Origin of the sequence: Thermosipho africanus Ob7 (assembly GCF_003351105.1) — a bacterium.
Taxonomy (GTDB): domain Bacteria; phylum Thermotogota; class Thermotogae; order Thermotogales; family Fervidobacteriaceae; genus Thermosipho; species Thermosipho africanus.
Genome location: NZ_NKRG01000006.1, coordinates 1 through 20,404 on the forward strand (window position 1 = coordinate 1; position 20,404 = coordinate 20,404).

A 20,404-nucleotide genomic window follows, 5' to 3' on the forward strand; every position below is an offset into this window, starting at 1 on the left:
CTTAGTTTTATCAACATAAATCATATTGTTATTGACAATATCAGAAAAGTCTTGAAGACCAATGGGCAGACCTTTCACATTTTCACCTCATCAATTTTTAACTATTTCAAGATAATTATATCACTTAATTATTTAGTTTTTTAATGAGGCTGAAGTGGATTAAAAAGAGAATAATGGAGATTGATAGATAGTATAGTATGCTCATATAACTTTTAGGAAGACTTGCAAATAGAAAGGTAAGTAGGTAGGAAAATGGTAAAAAGAGATTTCCCATTTTTTGGGGAAATATATGGTGAAGGTGCTTTCTGTCTGCAAGAAAAGGATTTTCTTTTGAAATGACTCTTCTAATAAAGCTTGCTACCACTTCATAGAATGGGTACCCAAAAAAGATAGTTAGGTATACCATATCATTTTCTAATGATACTGCCGAAGAAAGAAGTATAAACCCTGTAATTAATATTCCGCTTTCTCCCATGAAAAGTTTTCCAAAAAAGTTGAAGATGTATATTGGAAGGTAAGAAAGTGCAAGTTCAAATTGAGAAAGCATTGAAAGGTATATTATTGACACACCGGTTGAAAGGCCATTAAGCCCGTCTATCATATTAAGTCCGTTAAAAAATGCAACTATCCAAAGTGTTGCAAAAATATCTGTGAATATATTATGTATTCCAAATAGTGTTAACTTGTATCTATACACTATATATATAGCTATAACTATTTCAAATACAAACTTTTGTTTGTATGAAAGCTTGAACATGTCATCTAGCATTCCAAAAAGCAGGAGAGAAAAAAGCACTAAAAAGGGATAATCGAAAAAGAAAAGGAGAATTGTAAATAATATAACTCCACCTACTTGAGGTGTAGGTTTGTGGTGGTTTTTTCTCTCTGTAGGATAGTCAAGCAATATATTATACTTTTTTGAAATGTAGTATATCACGAGTGTTATAAGAAAATATGCAAGTAGTTTCAAATTTTCACCATCTTAGTATAGATAAAGAAATTAAGAGATTAATTGCCGAAAAGACTCCAACAATCTTTTCTTCTTTCCACCCCAAAAGTTCAAAGTGGTGATGTATGGGCGACATTTTAAATACCCTCTTTTTGAATACTTTAAAAGAAAATACCTGGATTATAACACTAAGTGTTTCTACTATAAAGATAGATGAGGAAAATACAAGTTGTGTTTCTATGTTATAATACATTGCATATGTTGCAAGAAATGCACCGAGTGCAAGTGAGCCTGTATCACCCATAAATATAGATGCAGGGCGTGAGTTAAAGAGTAAAAACGCAAGAACGGAAGATATTATGATAAGCACGCTGTAGTCTTTGATAAAGACCATGAGCGGAACCATCGAGGTTATCCAAACCCATCCTGCAAGACCATCAAGTCCATCTGTTAGATTTACCGCATTTGATGCGCCAACTATAACGAATGTCCAAAAGATATAATACGTAGTCTTTGAAACTTCAATACCAAATATTGGCCTTACATTTGTAAAGGAGATTAAAAGCAAGGAAAAAATTACCTGAAGCAGAGATTTTTGATATGCTCTAAGGCCTAGAGCATTTTTTTTAAGTATACTTGATATGTCGTCTATAAAGCCAATAAAGCCAAAAAGAATAAGGGAGAGTACGAAAATAGTAGGTGCTTTAGCAAGTAGTAAAAAGATACTTGCGGTTGATATAAATACAATACCCGCTGCAGTAGGTGTTCCACTCTTGTAGTTATGAAGGTCAGGACCTTCTTCTCTTATATATTGGCCAACTCTAATTTTTTTCATAAGTTTTATGTAGTAGTATATTAGTATAGCTGTAATTATAAAGTTTAGTATATACACGTCACCAGCTCCTTAGAGTATTTTTTCTATGAAAAATATGGACAAAAGAAGGTGTAGAATTTCTTCCTCATTTAGTGCTTTTTTAAATACAAATAAAGCTTTCTCACCATCTATGTTAAAAATATACCTATGAAAATTATCGGCAGATTTATAATCTAAAAGGTAGTAGTTTCCAGAGCTTTTTGAGATAAGATATTTTTCTTCTTCAAGCTCAATTACTATAGCATCATCTTTTTTGACTATGCTACATGTTTTGCTGCTATCACAAAAAAATTTGTTTCCCTTTTGGGAAACATTTAAATTTATTGAATCTCCTAAAAATCTTTTAAGAAGTTCTATGTTTATCTTTTCAAATGTAATCATTTGAATGTCTTTTCCCCTTTATTTATTTTTTGAAAGATAATATCTATTGCAACATCCCTATCTTTAAATGGTACTTTGTGATTTTCATCAAATACTTGATATGGTTCATGCCCTCTTCCTGCAATTAATATTACATCTCCTCTGTTTGCAAGTGTGATAGCAGTATCAATAGCTTCTTTTCTGTCTTCAATGGAAAGGCTTAAACTTCCTGGAACAAGACCAGCCTCAACATCTTTAATTATCTTTAAAGGATCTTCACCCCTTGGATCATCAGTTGTAATAATGGTTATATCTGAGTATTTTGATACTACTTCTCCCATCATTGGCCTTTTCCCTATATCAGATTGCCCCCCCGCTCCAAAGACGGTAATAAGTCTTCCTTTTGTAAGTTTTCTAAGCGAGAGTATTACCTTTTCAAGTGCATCGGGAGTATGGGCAAAATCAACAACTATTTCTATTCCAAGTTTCTTTGCCTCAGGTATGATTTCAAATCTACCGTCAACTCCACGGAATGTTGCAACAGATGCAATTACCTCATCTATATCGTAGCCTATTTCAGCAAGAGCAGCTACTACCAATGTAATATTAAATGCATTGTACTCTCCAATTAATTGTGATGCGACTTTCTTTTCACCGTATGGAGTGTCTAACTTGAAGAATGTACCAGACCAATTGGTTGTAATTTCATGTATAACGTAATCTGATGAACTGTCTACTCCAAAGCTAACAAGTTTTATATTTTTGTTTTTGTTTTTAACTTCTTGCAAAAGCTCATGATTTACCACTGCAATTCCATTTGGTTTTAAAAGGTTTAAGATATGAAATTTGGCCTTTTTGTAGTTTTCAAAAGTTTCATGAAAATCAAGATGATCCCTTGTTATGTTTGTTATACCTACAATATCGTAGCGTATGCTTTCCACTCTATACTGTGAAAGAGCATGGGATGAAACTTCCATTCCATAGTATTTTCCACCATTTTCAAGGGTTTTATGCATATTTCTCATTATTTCAATAGCACTTGGCGTTGTGTTTGGATGGTAAAATTTATCACCCATTATATCATTTACCACTGTACCACTTATACTTCCCTTTATTCCAAAGTTGTGCATGATGTGATGGAACAAATGCACTGAAGTTGTTTTTCCATTGGTTCCCGTAACACCAAATGTGATAAGTTTTTCGTATGGTTTGTTGTAAAACATACTTGCAATTATTGATTCAGCAATTCTTGAATCAACAACTTGTATGTAAGGATATTTTCTTATTTCTCTTTCTACAACAAAAACGTTTGCACCTTCTTTGTAGAGGTCATCTACAATATTGTGCGAATCAAAACTAGTCCCTTTTCTGCAAATAAAAAGGGTGTTTTCTTGAATATCTTTTGAGTTTGAAGAGATATAATTAAATTCGAGCTCTTCATCGCAGTTTACCTTAAGAATTAAAGAATTTAATTCTCTTAAAATATCCTTGATTTTCAAAAATAAATCACTCCCTTTTAAAAGGGTTCTTTTTAAAAATTATATAACAAAACATTAAAAAATTCAATATTTTAGGCAGGTAAAATTAAAAAAGTGATAAAAATTCTTTTATATTTTCTCTTCTCACTTCTATTCCAAGTTCTATATCCGGTGTATTTTGACCGTGGAAATCTGAACCTGCCGTTTTTACAAGGTTGTACTTTTTAGCTAGTTTTTCATATGTTTCGATCATACCTTTTGTATGCTTTGAATAATATACTTCTATACCTTTTAGTCCTAAATCAACCATTTTTTTAAGTAGCTTTTCAATTTCATCTTCATCTTCACTTGTTTGATATGGGTGTGCAAATACAGCAATTCCACCTGCCTGAGTAATTATTTCAATTGCATTTTCAAGGTCTAACCTTTTTTTATCTTCATACAGCGGCATTCCTCGTTTGAGGTATTTTTCAAATGCCTCTTTTCTATCTTTAACGTATCCTTTTTTCAATAAAAGCGAGGCAAAGTGTGGACGTCCAATTAGGGTACCGTTTGCCTCTTCTAATAACTCTTCAAGAGTTATATCAAATCCAAGTGCATTAGCCTTTTCAACCATCTTTACGTTTCTTTCGTATCTGTATTGTTTTAATTGATCAAGAACTTTATTAAATTTTTCGTTATTTATATCAAAACCATAACCTAGAATATGAAGAGTTGTAGGATGCTCAATACTTATCTCAACACCTGGGATAAAGTTTTTTTCTTTGATTTGTTTTACTCCATCTATAGTATCATGGTCAGTTAGTGAGAAACATTCAATTTTTCTTTCTTTTACTAGTGTTACAAGCTCATTTGGATTAAACGTTCCATCTGATGCTGTTGAGTGCATGTGAAAGTCTACTAGCAACTAATTCAACCTCCTTTGTAATCTTCAAGCGCCTTTAAAAGAATTTTGTAGTCAAAAAAATTCATCCATATTCCTTGCACTCTTTCTATGTTTAGCTTTTTTTGTATTGGTACAAAAAGCATGTGGTATATTTTTTGAACATATCGTTTTTTCACATGTATTTTTATACCTTCTTTTAGAATTCCAATAAGGACATCTAAGTTTAAGATGTTAAAAAGGCCATCTACAAAACCATAGAATTGATCGTTATCTTTAAATTTTAACACACATACATTTAATCCATTTATATTGTAAAACTTTGCCTTTTTAATTGTTTTTAAAAAAGAACTTTTGTCTATATCTTTGTAGTATACCACATCTAAGATATCTTCAAAACGTCTATTTTTTAAAAACTTTGAAAAGTAGAAAAACTCACCTTCCCTTGCAGTTCTAAACATTGCTGTATCTGTATATAGTGCAACAGCAAAAGAAAAAAGAATCTCATCATTGAGTGGTAGATTTTCTTTTATTGAAAGATTGTAAAGGTTAATAACGTTTGCACTGGAAGGCTCGATATAGCAGAAAAGTGCATTTTCAACAAACTCTCCATCTCTTTTATGGTGATGGTCGAATATAACATATGGTTTATTAATCTTAAAAGGAAGGTCTTGTCTTTTTTCTGTGTCGTATATAAAGATTATGTCAAAATCATCTATACTGTCGGTACTGTTTTTTAAATTGAGCATTTCAATTAATCCTGCAGCACTTCTAAGCTCGTATGGGGGTATAAAGTAGCTCCCTCCAAAAATGGATAGTCCCCAGTAGATAGAGGCAATTCCATCACAGTCAGATTTTACATGTGTTGTGTGAAGAATTTTTTTGCCTTTTAGGTTTAATAACTCTTTAAAACTTATATGTTCCATATCATTTAGATTATACCACTAAAAAAATGCGGCTTTGAACTTCAAAGCCGCCGGAATCTACTTTTTACTTATTTTGTTTTTTATTTCTCTTATTTTTTGAATACTTTCTTTACTTGAGATTATAAGGTAATCGTCTGTTTCTATAACGACTAGGTTTTCAACATCGTTTAAAATTGTTATCTTTTTGCTTTTTACAATATTTGCTTTTGAATCAAAATAGTATGTGTTTTCGTTTATAACATTTCCGTTTTCATCCTTTTTGCTGTGTCTTTCAACGGAAGTCCAGCTTCCTACATCGTCCCATCCAAATTCAGATGGAATGACATATATATCTTTTGCATGTTCCATTATTCCATAGTCAACGGAAATTTTGTCTACCTTTGGGTATAACTCCCCAAGTATTTTCAAATATTCTTTTCCGGAATATTTAAAAATTTCTTCTAAGATGTTATACGTATTTGGAAGAAACTTTTTTGTGTTTTCAAGGATAGTCCCTGTATTCCAGACAAATATTCCTGCGTTCCAAAGGTAATTTCCCTCACTTAAGTATTTTTTTGCAACCTCAAGGCTTGGCTTTTCAACAAATCGTTCAACTTTTAATACAGATTCGTTTATGTTTAAATTGTCTTTGCTTTGATATTTAATATAGCCATAACCTGTTTCTGGTCTATCTGGTTTTATACCAAGTGTTACTATAGCGTTTTTATTTTTGTTTATAAATTCAAAAGCATTGGTTAGTGCTTTTTGAAAGTTTTTTACATCTTCTACAAGGTGATCTGCGGGAAGAACTGCAAGATTTACATCGCCAAGTTTTTCTTTTATATAAAATGCAGACAGTGCAATACATGGTGCTGTATTTCTTCCAGCAGGCTCGATTATAATATTTTCCTCAGGAAGAGTTGGAAGCTGCTCTTTTACCAAATCAACATAGATTTGTCCTGTGACAACAAAGGTATTTTCAATTGGTATGATACTTTTGAGCCTTTCAACTGTTAACTGGATCATGGTTTTTTCATTGAAAAGATTTAAAAATTGCTTAGGTTTTTCATCGGTTGAATACGGCCAAAATCTTTCTCCTTTTCCTCCTGCCATTATAAGGGCGTAGTTTTTCATGCTTTTTCCTCCCTTTGCTTTTTTAACACTTTTAATTATACCATTATTCATTCATACTCTCCGTGGATTTCTTTATAGTATTTTGAATTTTCATCATCTGCAGAAAAGTAGTCAAAGCATAGACATGTAAATGGACTATCTGTACAATACGGTGGTCTTCGATTATTTTTCAGGATTGATATGAGCTTTTGTTTTATAAAGTGCAATACAAAATTTCTTTGATCTCCGCGACCATCAAATTTTGAAAGCGCGCACATTAATATATACCATATGGTTTGCTCTAAATCTTCAAAAGATAAAATTTTGTATTTATATGCCTTGTAATACCTTCCAGCTATATTTTTGACATCATCTTTGTATGTTTTGTATATATCCAAGATACATTCCCCCTTATACACATAAAAATTAACAAATGTATACATAACAGACAAAAATAAAGAGGAGAAGGCGTGTGCCTTCCCCTCAAAACTTTACTTAAACAAAATGTTTGCAAGATAATCTATTGCAGGTGAAAGCACTAGTTCTAAATCTTCTCTGTCTATATCTACGTGTAGATAATCAAATATACTATCTACAAGTTCTATTACTTCTTTTTTCTTTTTTTCACCGTCACCGGGTCGCTCGACTAGACTCATAAAGAGTTTTACAATTGACCATATCATACAGCTCACCTTACTTTAATATGTCTATTAAAACATTTGTGTTTGATTCAAGAACTCTTGCCTCGTCAAAAACATAACCTTCTGGGACAAGACCGTTGTCTATTAAAACTTGTGCGTCTGTTTGAAGCGCAGCTGTATCTATATTTTCAACAGGATTTTGAACATTTACTCTGAACGCTTTACCTTCTTCTTGATTTCTAAAAACAAGTGTAAGTCTTTTCATATATCCCTACCCCCTTAAATTTTTTTATTTTACTTACATTACTGGTGTATATGTAACTAATTGTGCTGAATAAAGTGAATAATTTGTGTACTTTTCTATTGTTTGAGCGATTGAAAGAGCTTTTTGAGCATCGACACTGTCTTGAACATTTAATGACTGTGTTTTTAGTATAGGCTCGCCATTTTCATCAGTTCCAACATTCCATTTTATAGATAGTTTTTTCATTGTTTTAACCCCCTTCAAAGTTTTTGTTTTTCATTTCCAGGCGGCCGCCTTCACTTATATATATCTACGTGAAAAGGAGGTAATTTACTAAATGTATACATATGTATATAAATTGTAACATGTATATATTGACTGTCAAGAATTTATGTGGAAAGTTATAAAATTTTTGTGATTGATCTTTTGTTAATGCTTCTTAAAGATAAAAGAATATCGAAAATATAGTATTTATGTTTGAGCGTTATTGAGATTTTTCTTAGAAATACGTAATTTAAAGAGTTATATTGTAAATTTAGTTTAAATTTACAATAAAAAATAGTTTCCTAAATTTTAAATTGAACATTATATGATATAATCTTTTCGATTTGTAGGAATGGAGGGATTATTGTGTACCAAGGCTGGAAAGAATGTCCTAGGTGTGGAATCGAAGTTAAAAATAATGAGGACTATTGTCCAGAATGTGGATGGGTTTTTTATAATAAAAGGTGTCCAAGGTGCGGAAAATATATGCCAGATTATGCTAAGGTATGCTTTGATTGTGGTTGGTATTTTTATTGGGAAAGGGAAATTGGAGAAGATGATGAAGATTACTATGAATACGATAGCTATGAATATTATGAAGAGGATAATGAACCAGTGGAAGATTATCCAGATATGTTAGAATTTTGGAACTCAGAACTTGGAACAGATTTCGAAGATGAAAATGAACTTGGACAATATTTAGATGATTTAGGGTATTAATTTTAAAATGTCAGATTTTGAAATACAGATTCGTTTAATAAAAGGAACAAGTTGATGAGGAGGGACAAATGCATGCGAATATACGTAGATGGATCCTATTACGATGATTTAAGAATAGCAGGTTTTTCATTTTGCGTAGTTGAAGATGAAGAAATAAAGTTTACGTATAAAGATGCAATGGAAATAAAGAGGGGAAATTCCATTATTGCAGAGTTATTGGGGGTTATTAAAGCATTGGAGTATTGTAATAACCTTGGAGTAAAAGAGGTTACTATAATACATGATTATAACGAAATTCCAATGCTTGCATCTTCGTATAGAAATACAAAAAATCCGTATATTAATTCGTATGCAAGAAAGCTGAGACAGTTTTGTCAAAACTTGCAAGTAAGCTTTGTAAAGGTAAAGGCTCATAAAAATGATAGATTTAACAACTATGTTGATGAAATGTCTAGAAAAAGTGTGGAAGAGTATTTGATAAAAAAGTTGAAGAAAAGTAAGTATTATAAAAGATAAAATAAGAAAGGATTAAATGAGTTGAAATTGGGTTATAAAGATAAAAAGATTTTGTTGTAATTTATAAAAATAATAAACAAAAATCTCTTGTTTGAAGATAGTTTTTGAAAAAATAGTAAAATCAGAGATTTATATTGGATTTCGGTTTCATTCTTACTTTTTTAGAATGGAAAAAATAGAAACATGATGTCTTGAACGATAATGTTAATTTTTTGAAAATATATTATTTAAATAATTTTGTTTGTGCTATAATATTACTTGCAGTCAAGGTTGATTTAGACTAAAAAATGTTGAATCTTAATTTGGATAGTGTTATACTCTAAATGGTAAGTTGATGACTCGTGGTAAGGTAAATACTTAAATAAAAAAAGAAAGAGGGGAATATTGTGAGTATTTCTCGAGCTTTGTTTACTATAGATTTTGTTAGTTTTTTTATAGTTTCATTTTTAACTACAAACTCAGTGTTATTTTCAATATTTTCTTCTTTTTTTCTAGTAATTTCTTTATTTGCATTTAGGGTATATGAAAATATAGAAGTAAAAAACGACCATTTTTTAAGAATAATAGTTGCATACTTTTTTGGTATTGCTATTATTTTGATATTTAACCTTCCTTTTAATTTTCATATCTCAAAATTCTTCTTTATTTCTTCGTTTCTTATGTCTATAACCTTACTTCCAATTATTCACTTTGTGCTTTACAAGTTTGCACTTGTAAAAACACCAGTGAAAAAATATCTTGTTATTGGTAGAAAAGAAGAATTTTATGATATTTTAAAAGAAATTGAAGAAAAATCAAAAGGTAAGATAAAATTTGTTGATTTTATTAACCCATCTCCTGCTGTGCTTAAGGAAAAGGTAAAAACAGCTGATAGGGTTCTTGTGTGTGATTTAGAACTTGAAGAGTATGTAAAGGATGATCTAGAAATTTTGAGTAATACCTATAAAGTGGAGTATTTGCCGAATTTAGTTGAAAAAGTATTAAAGAGAATACCTATTAAAGTGGTTGAAAAATTTGAAGAGTATTATAAAATATCTTTTAGGAATGTAAGTGAATCACCTGCAAAGAGATTGTTAGATATTTTTGGTTCTATTATAGGGTTAATAGTCTTTTCTCCTTTTATGTTAATAGCTGCTATAGCTATACTTATTGAAGATGGTAGACCTGTTGTGTTTAAGCAAGAAAGAGTCGGTAAAAATGAAAGATTATTTGAATTTATAAAGTTGAGATCCTTAAAAAATACAAGAATTGATAAAAATTCACCAAATAAGGATATAGAGAAAAGAGCTTTGAAAATAGGAAAAATAATTAGAAAAACAAGAATAGATGAGTCACTTCAATTCTTGTTAGTATTAAAAGGCAAAATGAGCCTTGTTGGCCCAAGACCGGAAATGATTGAATATCATGAAATGATGAAAGGAAATATTCCATATTATACATACAGACTTTTACTTAAACCAGGACTTACAGGATGGGCTCAGCTTAATTATAAGCATTCTTCAACTTTAGAGGAGTACAAGAAAAAAACGGAGTATGATTTATATTATATAAAAAATAGAAATATTTTTCTTGATTTACAGATTATTTTGCAAACACTTGAAGCTATTTTTTGGAAAAGAGGGGCAAGATAAAATTTATTTTTGTAAATCATGAATTTAGTTAGGTTAAAAGGATTTTGAATATTTTTTATTTTTATTATTTTGTTCTTAGCTTCTATTGATTTAAGACCATGGTCAAAGTAAAAATAGGTTAAACTATATCATAAAAAAACTGAACCTGATAAATTATTTTTGTGCTAAAAATAACTATATTTAAGGGAGTGTAGTTCCTGAAAAAATATTTTCTTCAATATTATTTTATCACAAAAATTGTTCAACAAAAAATCTAATCTTGTCTTTGATAAGTCTGAAAGAATGTATCTAAGAAATCGGTCTACCCCAGGGAATTGGAAAAAATAAGTAAAACTCATTTTTTCACACTTACTGTAAGTTTTTCTAAACTTATTTCTAAATCTTTTATTCTCTCTTCATTCGCTGATGAAAAGTGATTACATATAAATTTTGGGGTTAAATATTTTAATGAAACATGGGGTCTTAGGTTGTTGTAAGAATAGATGTATGAAACATAGTAGTTATATACATCTTCTATATAATCAAATTCAATAGAGTCAACAAATTCATATTACACTGATGAATGAAATGATTTGATATATGCTTGAGAGTGAGGATTATTTTTGTATCCAAATTCATGCGTAATATTCAACTCGTTCATAAATGCTGATGTTATTTTAGCTTTAAATTGTGGCCCATTGTCTGTTCTAATAATTAAGTTTTCTGGATTTACTTTTCTGTACTTGATAGCTTTTTTGGTGTAGTGATAAAATCTTTAGCTTTGATGTAATTACCATACACCAACAATTGATTTGTCAAAGACGTCTATTATACTAAGAATAGGAATATGTCCATCGTATTTAACACTGAAGGCAAAAACAACATTAAAACATAATCATGAAATGAGAGAAAAGTATGAAAAACTGAGGAGAAGAGAAAAGAATCCATTAAAAGTAGTGCAAGCGTTAATAGCAATGGGGCTGAAAATGATAAGGATAGTATTTAAACTAGCAAAAAGTAAGATAAAGTACGAACCAGAGAAAGTTTATGCATAGGTGAGAAGGGAGTTTTCCTCCATAAGGAGAAAATCCAGGATACGAGAACAAGAAAACTTACTATACCTCAAATAGGACGAAGGAATGTAAGGACGGTAAAAGATCCTGGTGGACATAAGAGGTTTAGTTTGAGAGGAAAATGGTAGGGAAGTAGTTGGAAAATTAATTGATGAAGAAATAAAGCTAAAAAATTAATTCATTAAAGAGAAATATACTGCTCCCCTGAAGGATTGGACAGAGAAAAAAGAGAGAGTATAATTATGTAGGAGGGGGAGTAAAAGGTATGAAGAAAAAGTTTTCTGCTGAAGAAAATTGTAGTTGTTCTTGAAGAATTAAGAGGGCAAAAAGCTATAGCTGAAATTTGTAGAGAGCACGGTATTTCTCAAGGGCAGTATTACAAGTGGAGAGATAAGTATTGGTGCAAATTCTGCACTTGAAAATTCTTCCATTTCTTCTCAAGTAACACAATATTAAAGAAAGATACAAGAGCTTGAACAAATTATTGGTAAACAAGCTATTGTTATTCAGCCTAAAAAAACAGTCATTCATCCTGGAGGAAAACAGTAAGTTTATTAATTGAAAAAGGATTCAGTATATCTGAAGCTGTAAGGTATTTGAAAATAAGTAAAAGTACGTATTATTACAAACCAAGAAAATACATGAGAAAGAAAAATGATGAAAGTGTTTGATCATACAAAAGTTAAAGCAGGAACATGCACATTGGGGATATAGACGTATTTGTGCTATAGATGGTAAATTACATAGCAGTAATAGACTGGTATACAAGGGAAGTACTTGGCTCACAAATAAGTCTCAAGTGATAATGGTAGTCAGCCTACAAGCAGGAGATTTATGGAAGAATGTAAGGTATTAGGAATACAGCAAATATTTACAAGTTACAACAATGAACGTGGGAATGCAAATATAGAAAGGTATTTTAGGACGTATAAAGAAGAAGTAGTATGGCCGGTTGAAGAAATGAGTTATTCAGAGTTAGTAGTAAAAACAAAGAAATACGAGAAATTTTACAATAGTAGATATCCACACAGTGCATTGAAATACAGAAGCCCACGAGAGGTATACGTAGAATACTTAAACTACACAAAAGTTTTTTGATTTTTACCAATTTTTCGGGGTGCATTACAGAAAAAACAAAATTATTAAGATAGAGATAAACTTTTTTGGAAGAGAGAAAGTGAAGTAGGAATCTTTCAAAAGAAAATATGGTATTTCAGGAGGCTAAACGGAAATATTTCTTTGAGGAGGAGGACAAGATGAGAAAAAAAATCTTACACATAGTTACTCGTTCAGATTGGACTGGAGTTCAAAAAGTCTTGTACAATATTGTTAGTGGATTAAAATCTAATTACTCCGATCAATTTGAAGTAGAAGTTGCCGCTGGAAAAGAAAATGGAATGTTGTTTAAAGAATTGGAAAAAATAGGCATAAGATATTATGTGTTAGAGAACCTTGTCCGAGAGATTAACCCTATAAAAGATTTGAAAGCTTATTTTGAACTTAAAAAGCTGATCAAAAATGGTAATTATGATATAGTCCATATTCATTCTTCGAAAGCTGGTGTGTTAGGAAGAATAGCAGCTAAAAGATGTGGTGTAAAAAAAGTTATTTACACATATCATGGTTTTTGGGGAATAGAACAATATAAAGGGTTTAAGAAAAAATTTTTAATCTTAGCAGAGCGCATTGCTGCAAAGTATTCAGATTATCTCGTATTTCTTTGCAATAGAGAAAAACAAAAAGCAGAGAAATATAAAATTGGGAAACCACACCAGTATGTTATAATACCAAATGCGATATTGCCAATTGAAAATGTTCAAAAAGGAAAACTAAGGAAAGAACTAAGTCTACCGGACAATGTCAAAATTATAGGCAATGTAGCAAGACTTGATCCTCCAAAAAATCCTATAAGATTTTTGGAGATAGCTAAAAAAATTATAAACGTTAGGAGTGATGTTGTATTTGTTTGGATTGGTGAAAGCATTGTCAATGATTTTTATGGAAAAATTGTTCAAAATTATCTAAGTAAGTACCCAATACTTAGAGAACGAGTGTATTTTTTGCCTTTTAGGAATGACGCCCCTGATTTAATGACTGACTTTGATCTTTTTTTGTTAACTTCTGACAGCGAAGGAGCTCCACTTGTGATCCTTGAAGCCCGGGGAAATGGTATTCCAATCGTTAGTACTGATGTAGGTTGTGTAAGCGAAATGATAGAAGAAGATTTTGTTAGTAATGATGATTATTGTTTGTCAAAAATCGTTTTAGATCTATTAGATAAAAATATTAATTTAGAAAGTAATAAAGAAAATTATTATAAAGAGTTCTTAGTTAAATATGTATCGATTTATAATGAATTTATGTTAGATAGAGATCTTAGTTAGTATTATTTTAAATTAGAAACAATGAGTAATTTTTATTTCTTAGGAGGATTTTTAAATGTCCTATTTAATAATTCTTTTAATTATATCATATTTCGTATATTCATTAGATAAGTATTCAAAAAAGATTTTTTCCATATCAGTAATATTAATTTTGTCTCAGTTTACTTTTTCTTATGTTTTTTATAATAGTGAAATAAATAGAAAATGGATTTTTATTTACGATAAACCAAAAATGTCATGGAGTTTTTTGATTTTTTTTCTGCTGTTTATCTTTGGAATACTTTGGGGTTATTATTTTCAAGAAAAAGTAAAGTTTGTTTTTTCTTTTTTACCTGCTAGGAGCTTGAAATATAGTAAGTTTAAATTAAAACTTATGTATTATTTTTTAGCAATTCTTTCGATTTTAGCGTTTTCTATAGCTATAAGTGGAGTTAATATAAACTTTCTTGTTGTATCTTCGAGGCTATATGAGCAACAATTTGGAAGAAGCACCTTAATTAATTATCTTTATTTTTTAAATGTTGTTGCTATTATTTTAAGTGTTTATTATAGATACTTATTTCAGAAAAGAATAAAATATTCGAAAATTATAAATATTTTGTTGATTTTTATTTCTTTTTTTCATGGAATAAAATTTACTATTTTTGATACTTTTTTGTATCCTATAATATTTTCTTATGTAGTTAATGATGATTTAAAAACGATAAAAGATTTTATTACTCGATATATAATTGTTTTAATATTTTTGTTTATTGCTATAGTGTTATTTTTTATCTTTGTGAGAGGAAATGGTGTTGCTGGTATTTATAACTACTTTTTTTCTAGTGTTTATAATTATTTTTATAATATTGAAACTCGCCCATTTCAATTTGTTAATCCGTTGAGGTTGTTTATACCAAGGGAATTTAATCTGAATTTTAAGTTTGAAATTTGGGGGATCTATGGTTATTCATTAAATGATAGTTATAATACCTATACTGGTTTTAGCATGTTGTACTCAATTTTCAATATTTTTTATCCATTTATATATTTTCCATATTTACTTTTATTAATTAAAAATTTCTACTTAAAGAAAGAAAGTGGACTTTTGAATTCCTTCTTATTAACTTATTTGTTATATTGTAATCTTATGATGTTTTTTTCTTGGCAATTTACAAAGTCAAAGTATATATATTATATTTTTGTGGTTTTTATTATAGATATTTTCTCTAGAAAGCGTAATTGTATTAAGAGTTTTTAGAATTTTTAAAACTTTCAGGTGAGGATGGTAACTATGAAAAAAAAGGGACTAGTATTTATTAGAACAGATTTAAAAAAACATATTGGTGTTTATCATAAGGTTTTGGAAATTTCGAAAACATTATCTTTAAAAGGGAATGTAATTTTAGTTTATAACTTTGGTGGAAAAATAATTTTTTCAGAGTATTGTGAAAATAAATTGGTTTATAAGAGAAAAATTAATAATGTTAATATTATTAAAGTTATAGAAGATTTATTAAAGAAAAACAAGTTTGAATTTGCATATATAAGATTTTCTTTAGGTGACCCAATTTCTCTAATCATTCAAAAGATTTTAAATAAAAATAAAGTAAAGATTTTTCTTGAAATTCCTGTTTTTCCCTTTGATAAGGAAATAATTTCCTTGAAAAATAAGATAAGGTGGTATTTAAATAGCCTTTTTTTTAAAAGTGAAATTTTTCTATCGGATTATATTGTTTCAACTTCGTATAATGTTGATAATATTTTTGGTAAGCCAATAATTAGGATATTTAATGGTATTCATCCAGAAAAATTTCGGTTAAAAAAGAAGCAAAAATTAGAAAGGGATTTTTATTTAATAGGTGTAAGTTCTTTAACTTTTTGGCAAGGATATGATAGGGTTATAAAAGGAATTTATGACTTTAAAAAGAAAAACGAAACTTATAATGTTAAATTTTTCATTATAGGTGAGGGCCATGAAAGAAAAAAATTAGAAAAAATGGTAAAGAAATTAGGTTTAATTGATAATGTAGAATTTTTGGGAGTATTAAAAGGAGAAAAGCTTGATGCGTTTTTTGACATGGCTCATATAGCAGTTGGGGCTCTCGGGCGACATAGAACAAATTCTAATAATATTAGTACTTTAAAAGCATCTGAATACTGTGCAAGAGGTATTCCATTTTTTACGTCAGTTAATGAAATAGCATTTTCAGAGGATTTTAAGTTTATGAAAAGAATTGAATCAAATGATGAGAATATTGATATTTTTGAAATAATAGATTTTTATAAGTACTGTGAGAATTTTGATTATCCATTAGAAATGAGGCAGTTTGCTATGAAAGAATTGTCTTGGCAAAAAGGGTTGAAAAATGTATTAGATCTTATTTAAAATATTTTATGTCTTAAAACTTAGGAGGGATTTATCTATGAAAATCTCGGTAGTAGGATTAGGATATGTAGGATTATCAATAGCTGTATTAATATCTCAAAATCAAGAAGTAATTGGCTTAGATATTTCAGAAGATAAAGTTAAAAAAATAAACAATAAGATTTCTCCTATTAAGGATAAAGAAATAATCGAGTATTTAAAACATAAAAATTTAAATCTTACAGCAACAACTGATAAAGAATTAGCATACAAAAATGCAGAAATGATTTTTATAGCAACACCTACTGATTATAATCCTGAAACAAACTATTTTGATACTTCTTCAGTTGATGAGGTAATAGAAGATGTTTTGAAGGTAAATGAAAAAGCTTTAATCGTAATCAAGTCAACAATACCAATTGGCTATACCGAAAGAAAAAGAAGAGAATTCAATACAGATAGGATAATCTTTTCTCCGGAATTTTTACGAGAGGGAAAAGCATTATATGATAATTTATATCCTTCAAGAATAGTTGTTGGAGATAAAACAGAAAAAGGCGAAAAAATAGCAAGACTTTTACTTGAAGGAGCTATTAAGAAAGATGTCCCCGTCTTTTTAATGGATTCAACAGAAGCAGAAGCTGTCAAATTATTTGCTAATACATATCTAGCTATGAGAGTAGCATTTTTTAATGAACTAGATACATTTGCTGAAATAAAGGGATTAAATACACTTGAAATAATAAAAGGAGTGTGTTCTGATCCAAGAATCGGTGATTTCTATAATAATCCATCATTTGGTTATGGTGGTTATTGTTTGCCAAAAGATACAAAACAGATATTAGCAGATTACTTAGGGAATGGAGTTCCTCATATTTTAATAAGAGCAATAGTTGAATCAAATACAATAAGGAAAAAACATATTGCTGAGATGATAGCAAGTAAAAAGCCTAAACTAGTTGGAATATATAGGCTAGCAATGAAAAAAGATTCGGATAATTTTAGACATTCATCAATTCTGGATGTTATTGATTATTTAAAAGAAAAAGGAGTAAATATGATAATTTATGAACCCATAATAAAAGAAGACAACTTTAAAAGTATAAAAGTAGAAAGAGATTTCGAGAAGTTTATTAGCGTAAGTGATTTAATAGTTGCAAACAGGTTATATGAAGAGTTAAAAATTGTAAAAGAAAAAGTTTATACAAGAGATTTGTTTGAAAGGGATTGATTTATAGACATGGAGGAATTTGATATGAGCAAAAAGAAAAAAAGGATTTTATTAATTCCTAAGCCTTATGTTGGTAATGATTATATTTTAAATTTAAAAGAGTGCTTATCTGAAGAATTTGAAATAGTTAACTATAATAAAAAGACTGATGTTCTACTAAAAAAATATGATTATTTGTATTTAAATTGGATAGAGAATTTGTCAATTGATAGTTGGTTTAAATATTTTGTACTTAGACTTTTTATTTTTTACGTAAAAAAGTTTAAAAGGAAAAAAATCATTTGGACTTTTCATAACAAACTTCCGCATAAAGTAATTGAAAATATTGGGAATAAAAAAGTGTTAAAAAGAGCTCAGGTAACAATGAATTTTATTATTAAAAATTCAGATTTTATAATTTTACATTCCAAATATGCTAAAAATTATCTATTGAAAAATTATAGAACAAAAGCTATTTTAATTGAGGCTCCTCATGGTTCTTACATTAGAAATTTTGATGTTAACAACTTAAAAAAAATGATGAAAAATAATATTTTAAAAGTTGGTTTTTTTGGTACCGTTTCTAAATATAAGAATGTAGAGTTTCTTATTGATACTATAAAGGATATAAAAAATGTTGAGTTTCATGTTTTTGGTTCTGTAGATGAGGAATATAAAAGAAATCTTTTAAGAAAGTATGGTAATTATAAAAATATTTATTTTCATTTTAAGTTTTATGAAAAGGAGGAAGTTCCAAAAGTTTTTTCAGAAATAGATGTTTTAGCATTAAATTATAATGATATTACTTTTTTACATTCTGGAGCAGCTTTTTTATCTTTTTCTATGAAAACACCAGTAATTGCTAATAAAGTGGGAATGTTTAATGATTTTGAAGATAAAAGCTTTGTTTTTTTGTATAATAATAAAAAACAATTAATAGAAATCGTTGAAAATTTAAAATTAAAAAGTAAAATAGAATTATTGAAATTAGGAGAAGAAGCTTTTGAGTATGTTTCAAATAACGATTGGGAACTTTTTTTGAATAAGTTTATTTGTTTTATAAGCTAGTTTAAATATAAATTTTGTATTGAATTTTAAACCTTTTATTCTGTCTCCCTGGAGAATTGGACAGAAAAAATGGAGAGTAAAATTTTTCATGTAGAAAAGGTATGCGAAGAAAGTTTTCTGCATGAATTAAAATTGTAGTTGTTCTTGAAGAATTAAGAGGTCAAAAAGCTATAGCTGAAATTTGTAGAGAGCACGGTATTTCTCAAGTGCAGTATTACAAGTGGAGAGATAAGTGTTGGTGCAAAGTCTGCACTTGAAAATTCTTCCAATTCTTCTCAAGTAGCACAATATCAAAGGAAGATACAAGAGCTTGAACAAATTATTGGTAAACAAGCTATTATTATTCTGCTTAAAAAACACTCATTCATTCTGGAGTGAAATAGTAAGTTTATTAATAGTATAATAGATTGAAAAGATTATCAAAATATAAATTAAGCAAGAAATTAAAAGGACTTTTAAGCGCATTACTAGTTATTGATAGCAGTGAAATTAGAGTAAAGAAAAAGAGACTTCATATATTATATGAAGCAAAAGTATTATTAGATTTTGAGATAGGAAATAATAGAGAAGTGGACCATGCAGAAGTTATGATAGAAGATAAAGAAGAGAGGTATGAATGAAAGAATGCTAAATGCAGAGATTGCATATATTTTACTAGGGTAGCAGTTAACAATATTAATAGACATACTTTCTGCATATCTTAAGATAATTAGATTAATTAACTATTTTAAAAGTTACTTTTTATTAAGAAACAAATAAAAATGGAAATTTAAAATCTTATTTTAAAAATTTTCTAGGAAGGAGTGGTTTTTTGAAAGAAATTGTGACTATAATATTAAATTGGAATAAACCTGAAATGACTATTAAAACTTTTGAAAACATTCAAGAAATAGAGAAAAATAAAACAGATTTTATAATAATAGATAACGGCTCTGAAGTTAGTGAGAAAGAAAAACTAATCAATTATGCAAAAAAAAATAATTGGAGAATTTTAAATGAAGGCGATGAAATTTTAGAAAAAAATGAAAATAAAAACGTAGAAGTTATTCTTTATAATTTAAATAAAAATTATGGTTATGCTAAGGGAAATAATTTTGGATTAAAGCTTGCAGATTTTTTAGGATATAAGTATGCAGTGGTTGCTAATAATGATGTTATATTAGAAGAAGCAGTCATGGAAAAACTTTTACATGTTATTCTTAGTAACGAAGATATTTGTGTCGTTGGACCGAGGGTAATAGGACCAAACGGAAAAAGGCAAGGCCCTTTTTCCAGACCAAATGTTTTTAGTGAGTTTTTGTACCCTATTTTTTATTTTTTTATCTATCCCTTTCATAAATTGTTTACAATACTTTATGAAAAAAAGATTAGTAAAAATGAAGTAGTATATCCATACAGATTGATGGGGTGTTTTATGTTAATAAAATTGGATTGTATGAAGGAAATTGGCTTTTTTGATGAAAGCACCTTCTTGTATGCAGAAGAACCAATTTTATCCGAGAAACTAAAGTTAATAGGGAAAAAAACAGCATATAGAAATGATGTTTATGTAAAACATCTTCACGGGGTTTCAACCATTGAATATGGGGAAAAGAAAAGATTTTTACTGCAACTAAACTCTGATCTTTATTATTTTAAAGAGTATAGGAAATATGGAAAGATTAGATTATTTTTAGTGAAGATGGGGAGATATTATTCCTTTTTTATTCTAAACCCTATAAAAAAAAGTATCAAGAATACTTTAAAATATTTGAAAAGAAGGTGA

At 29.0% G+C, this 20,404-nt stretch carries 23 protein-coding genes and 1 pseudogene; 13 read left to right on the top strand and 11 right to left on the bottom strand.

The features are described from left to right. Positions 1-124: 124 nt before the first annotated feature. The 11 genes from OB7_RS06900 to OB7_RS06950 all read right to left on the bottom strand — a co-directional run bounded on the left by OB7_RS06900 (position 125) and on the right by OB7_RS06950 (position 7,693). Positions 125-970, bottom strand: a complete 846-nt coding sequence (locus OB7_RS06900; RefSeq protein WP_114702852.1) for a glycosyltransferase family 4 protein — start codon at positions 968-970, stop codon at positions 125-127. A gap of 4 nt (positions 971-974) precedes the next feature. Beyond that, positions 975-1,841 (bottom strand): phospho-N-acetylmuramoyl-pentapeptide-transferase, encoded by an 867-nt coding sequence (gene mraY, locus OB7_RS06905; protein ID WP_004100763.1) that lies wholly within the window; start codon positions 1,839-1,841, stop codon positions 975-977. Between the two features lie 12 nt (positions 1,842-1,853). Continuing rightward, positions 1,854-2,204: a beta clamp domain-containing protein gene (locus OB7_RS06910; protein ID WP_004100762.1), complete on the bottom strand. Its 351-nt coding sequence runs from the start codon at positions 2,202-2,204 to the stop codon at positions 1,854-1,856. Continuing rightward, entirely contained in the window at positions 2,201-3,682 is a 1,482-nt protein-coding gene (locus tag OB7_RS06915; RefSeq protein ID WP_114702853.1) for a UDP-N-acetylmuramoyl-L-alanyl-D-glutamate--2,6-diaminopimelate ligase, read from the bottom strand. Before OB7_RS06915 ends, OB7_RS06910 begins: the two co-directional genes overlap by 4 nt. Before the next feature lie 85 nt (positions 3,683-3,767). Then, the gene (locus tag OB7_RS06920; RefSeq protein ID WP_004100759.1) at positions 3,768-4,568 is read right to left on the bottom strand and encodes a PHP domain-containing protein; all 801 of its coding nucleotides are present in this window, start codon (positions 4,566-4,568) and stop codon (positions 3,768-3,770) included. A 5-nt stretch (positions 4,569-4,573) separates the two neighbouring features. After that, positions 4,574-5,470: a DHH family phosphoesterase gene (locus OB7_RS06925; protein ID WP_004100757.1), complete on the bottom strand. Its 897-nt coding sequence runs from the start codon at positions 5,468-5,470 to the stop codon at positions 4,574-4,576. Positions 5,471-5,527: 57 nt separating this feature from the next. Then, positions 5,528-6,583, bottom strand: a complete 1,056-nt coding sequence (locus OB7_RS06930) for a mannose-1-phosphate guanylyltransferase (protein WP_249031048.1) — start codon at positions 6,581-6,583, stop codon at positions 5,528-5,530. Positions 6,584-6,630: 47 nt separating this feature from the next. Beyond that, the gene (locus tag OB7_RS06935; protein ID WP_004100752.1) at positions 6,631-6,960 is read right to left on the bottom strand and encodes a sigma factor; all 330 of its coding nucleotides are present in this window, start codon (positions 6,958-6,960) and stop codon (positions 6,631-6,633) included. Positions 6,961-7,053: 93 nt separating this feature from the next. Then, a complete protein-coding gene (locus tag OB7_RS06940) occupies positions 7,054-7,245 on the bottom strand; it encodes a hypothetical protein (RefSeq protein ID WP_012579868.1) in 192 nt (63 codons plus the stop codon). Positions 7,246-7,255: 10 nt separating this feature from the next. Then, entirely contained in the window at positions 7,256-7,468 is a 213-nt protein-coding gene (locus OB7_RS06945; protein WP_004100746.1) for a DUF2922 family protein, read from the bottom strand. Positions 7,469-7,501: 33 nt separating this feature from the next. Next, positions 7,502-7,693 carry a DUF1659 domain-containing protein gene (locus tag OB7_RS06950; protein ID WP_004100739.1) on the bottom strand — a complete coding sequence of 64 codons (192 nt, stop codon included), beginning with the start codon at positions 7,691-7,693 and terminating at the stop codon, positions 7,502-7,504. Between the two features lie 384 nt (positions 7,694-8,077). On the opposite strand from OB7_RS06950, the gene OB7_RS06955 reads away from it, so the two are divergent. The 13 genes and pseudogenes from OB7_RS06955 (at position 8,078) to OB7_RS07015 (ending at position 20,404) form a co-directional block, all read left to right on the top strand. After that, positions 8,078-8,431, top strand: coding sequence for a zinc ribbon domain-containing protein (locus OB7_RS06955; RefSeq protein WP_004100737.1), 354 nt, complete (start codon positions 8,078-8,080; stop codon positions 8,429-8,431). 72 nt (positions 8,432-8,503) lie between these two features. Then, on the top strand, positions 8,504-8,947 hold the full coding sequence (locus OB7_RS06960) for an RNase H family protein (RefSeq protein ID WP_004100732.1): 444 nt from the start codon (positions 8,504-8,506) through the stop codon (positions 8,945-8,947). 386 nt (positions 8,948-9,333) lie between these two features. Next, positions 9,334-10,578: a sugar transferase gene (locus OB7_RS06965; protein WP_114702855.1), complete on the top strand. Its 1,245-nt coding sequence runs from the start codon at positions 9,334-9,336 to the stop codon at positions 10,576-10,578. A gap of 791 nt (positions 10,579-11,369) precedes the next feature. Beyond that, the gene (locus tag OB7_RS06975; protein WP_249031049.1) at positions 11,370-11,612 is read left to right on the top strand and encodes a hypothetical protein; all 243 of its coding nucleotides are present in this window, start codon (positions 11,370-11,372) and stop codon (positions 11,610-11,612) included. A gap of 283 nt (positions 11,613-11,895) precedes the next feature. Then, a pseudogene (locus tag OB7_RS06980) lies at positions 11,896-12,728 on the top strand (transposase). A gap of 158 nt (positions 12,729-12,886) precedes the next feature. Continuing rightward, positions 12,887-14,014, top strand: coding sequence for a glycosyltransferase (locus OB7_RS06985; protein WP_012579861.1), 1,128 nt, complete (start codon positions 12,887-12,889; stop codon positions 14,012-14,014). 55 nt (positions 14,015-14,069) lie between these two features. Continuing rightward, positions 14,070-15,254 carry an O-antigen polymerase gene (locus OB7_RS06990; RefSeq protein ID WP_114702857.1) on the top strand — a complete coding sequence of 395 codons (1,185 nt, stop codon included), beginning with the start codon at positions 14,070-14,072 and terminating at the stop codon, positions 15,252-15,254. A gap of 33 nt (positions 15,255-15,287) precedes the next feature. Beyond that, positions 15,288-16,382 (top strand): glycosyltransferase, encoded by a 1,095-nt coding sequence (locus tag OB7_RS06995; RefSeq protein ID WP_012579859.1) that lies wholly within the window; start codon positions 15,288-15,290, stop codon positions 16,380-16,382. A 37-nt stretch (positions 16,383-16,419) separates the two neighbouring features. After that, positions 16,420-17,592: a nucleotide sugar dehydrogenase gene (locus OB7_RS07000; protein WP_012579858.1), complete on the top strand. Its 1,173-nt coding sequence runs from the start codon at positions 16,420-16,422 to the stop codon at positions 17,590-17,592. A 24-nt stretch (positions 17,593-17,616) separates the two neighbouring features. Continuing rightward, positions 17,617-18,639, top strand: a complete 1,023-nt coding sequence (locus OB7_RS07005; protein WP_170128450.1) for a glycosyltransferase — start codon at positions 17,617-17,619, stop codon at positions 18,637-18,639. A 131-nt stretch (positions 18,640-18,770) separates the two neighbouring features. Then, complete coding sequence (locus OB7_RS10225; RefSeq protein ID WP_428843309.1) at positions 18,771-18,896, top strand: transposase; 126 nt, start codon at positions 18,771-18,773, stop codon at positions 18,894-18,896. Between the two features lie 150 nt (positions 18,897-19,046). Then, a complete protein-coding gene (locus tag OB7_RS09845; protein WP_170128448.1) occupies positions 19,047-19,259 on the top strand; it encodes a hypothetical protein in 213 nt (70 codons plus the stop codon). A 191-nt stretch (positions 19,260-19,450) separates the two neighbouring features. Beyond that, positions 19,451-20,404 (top strand): glycosyltransferase, encoded by a 954-nt coding sequence (locus tag OB7_RS07015; protein WP_114702859.1) that lies wholly within the window; start codon positions 19,451-19,453, stop codon positions 20,402-20,404.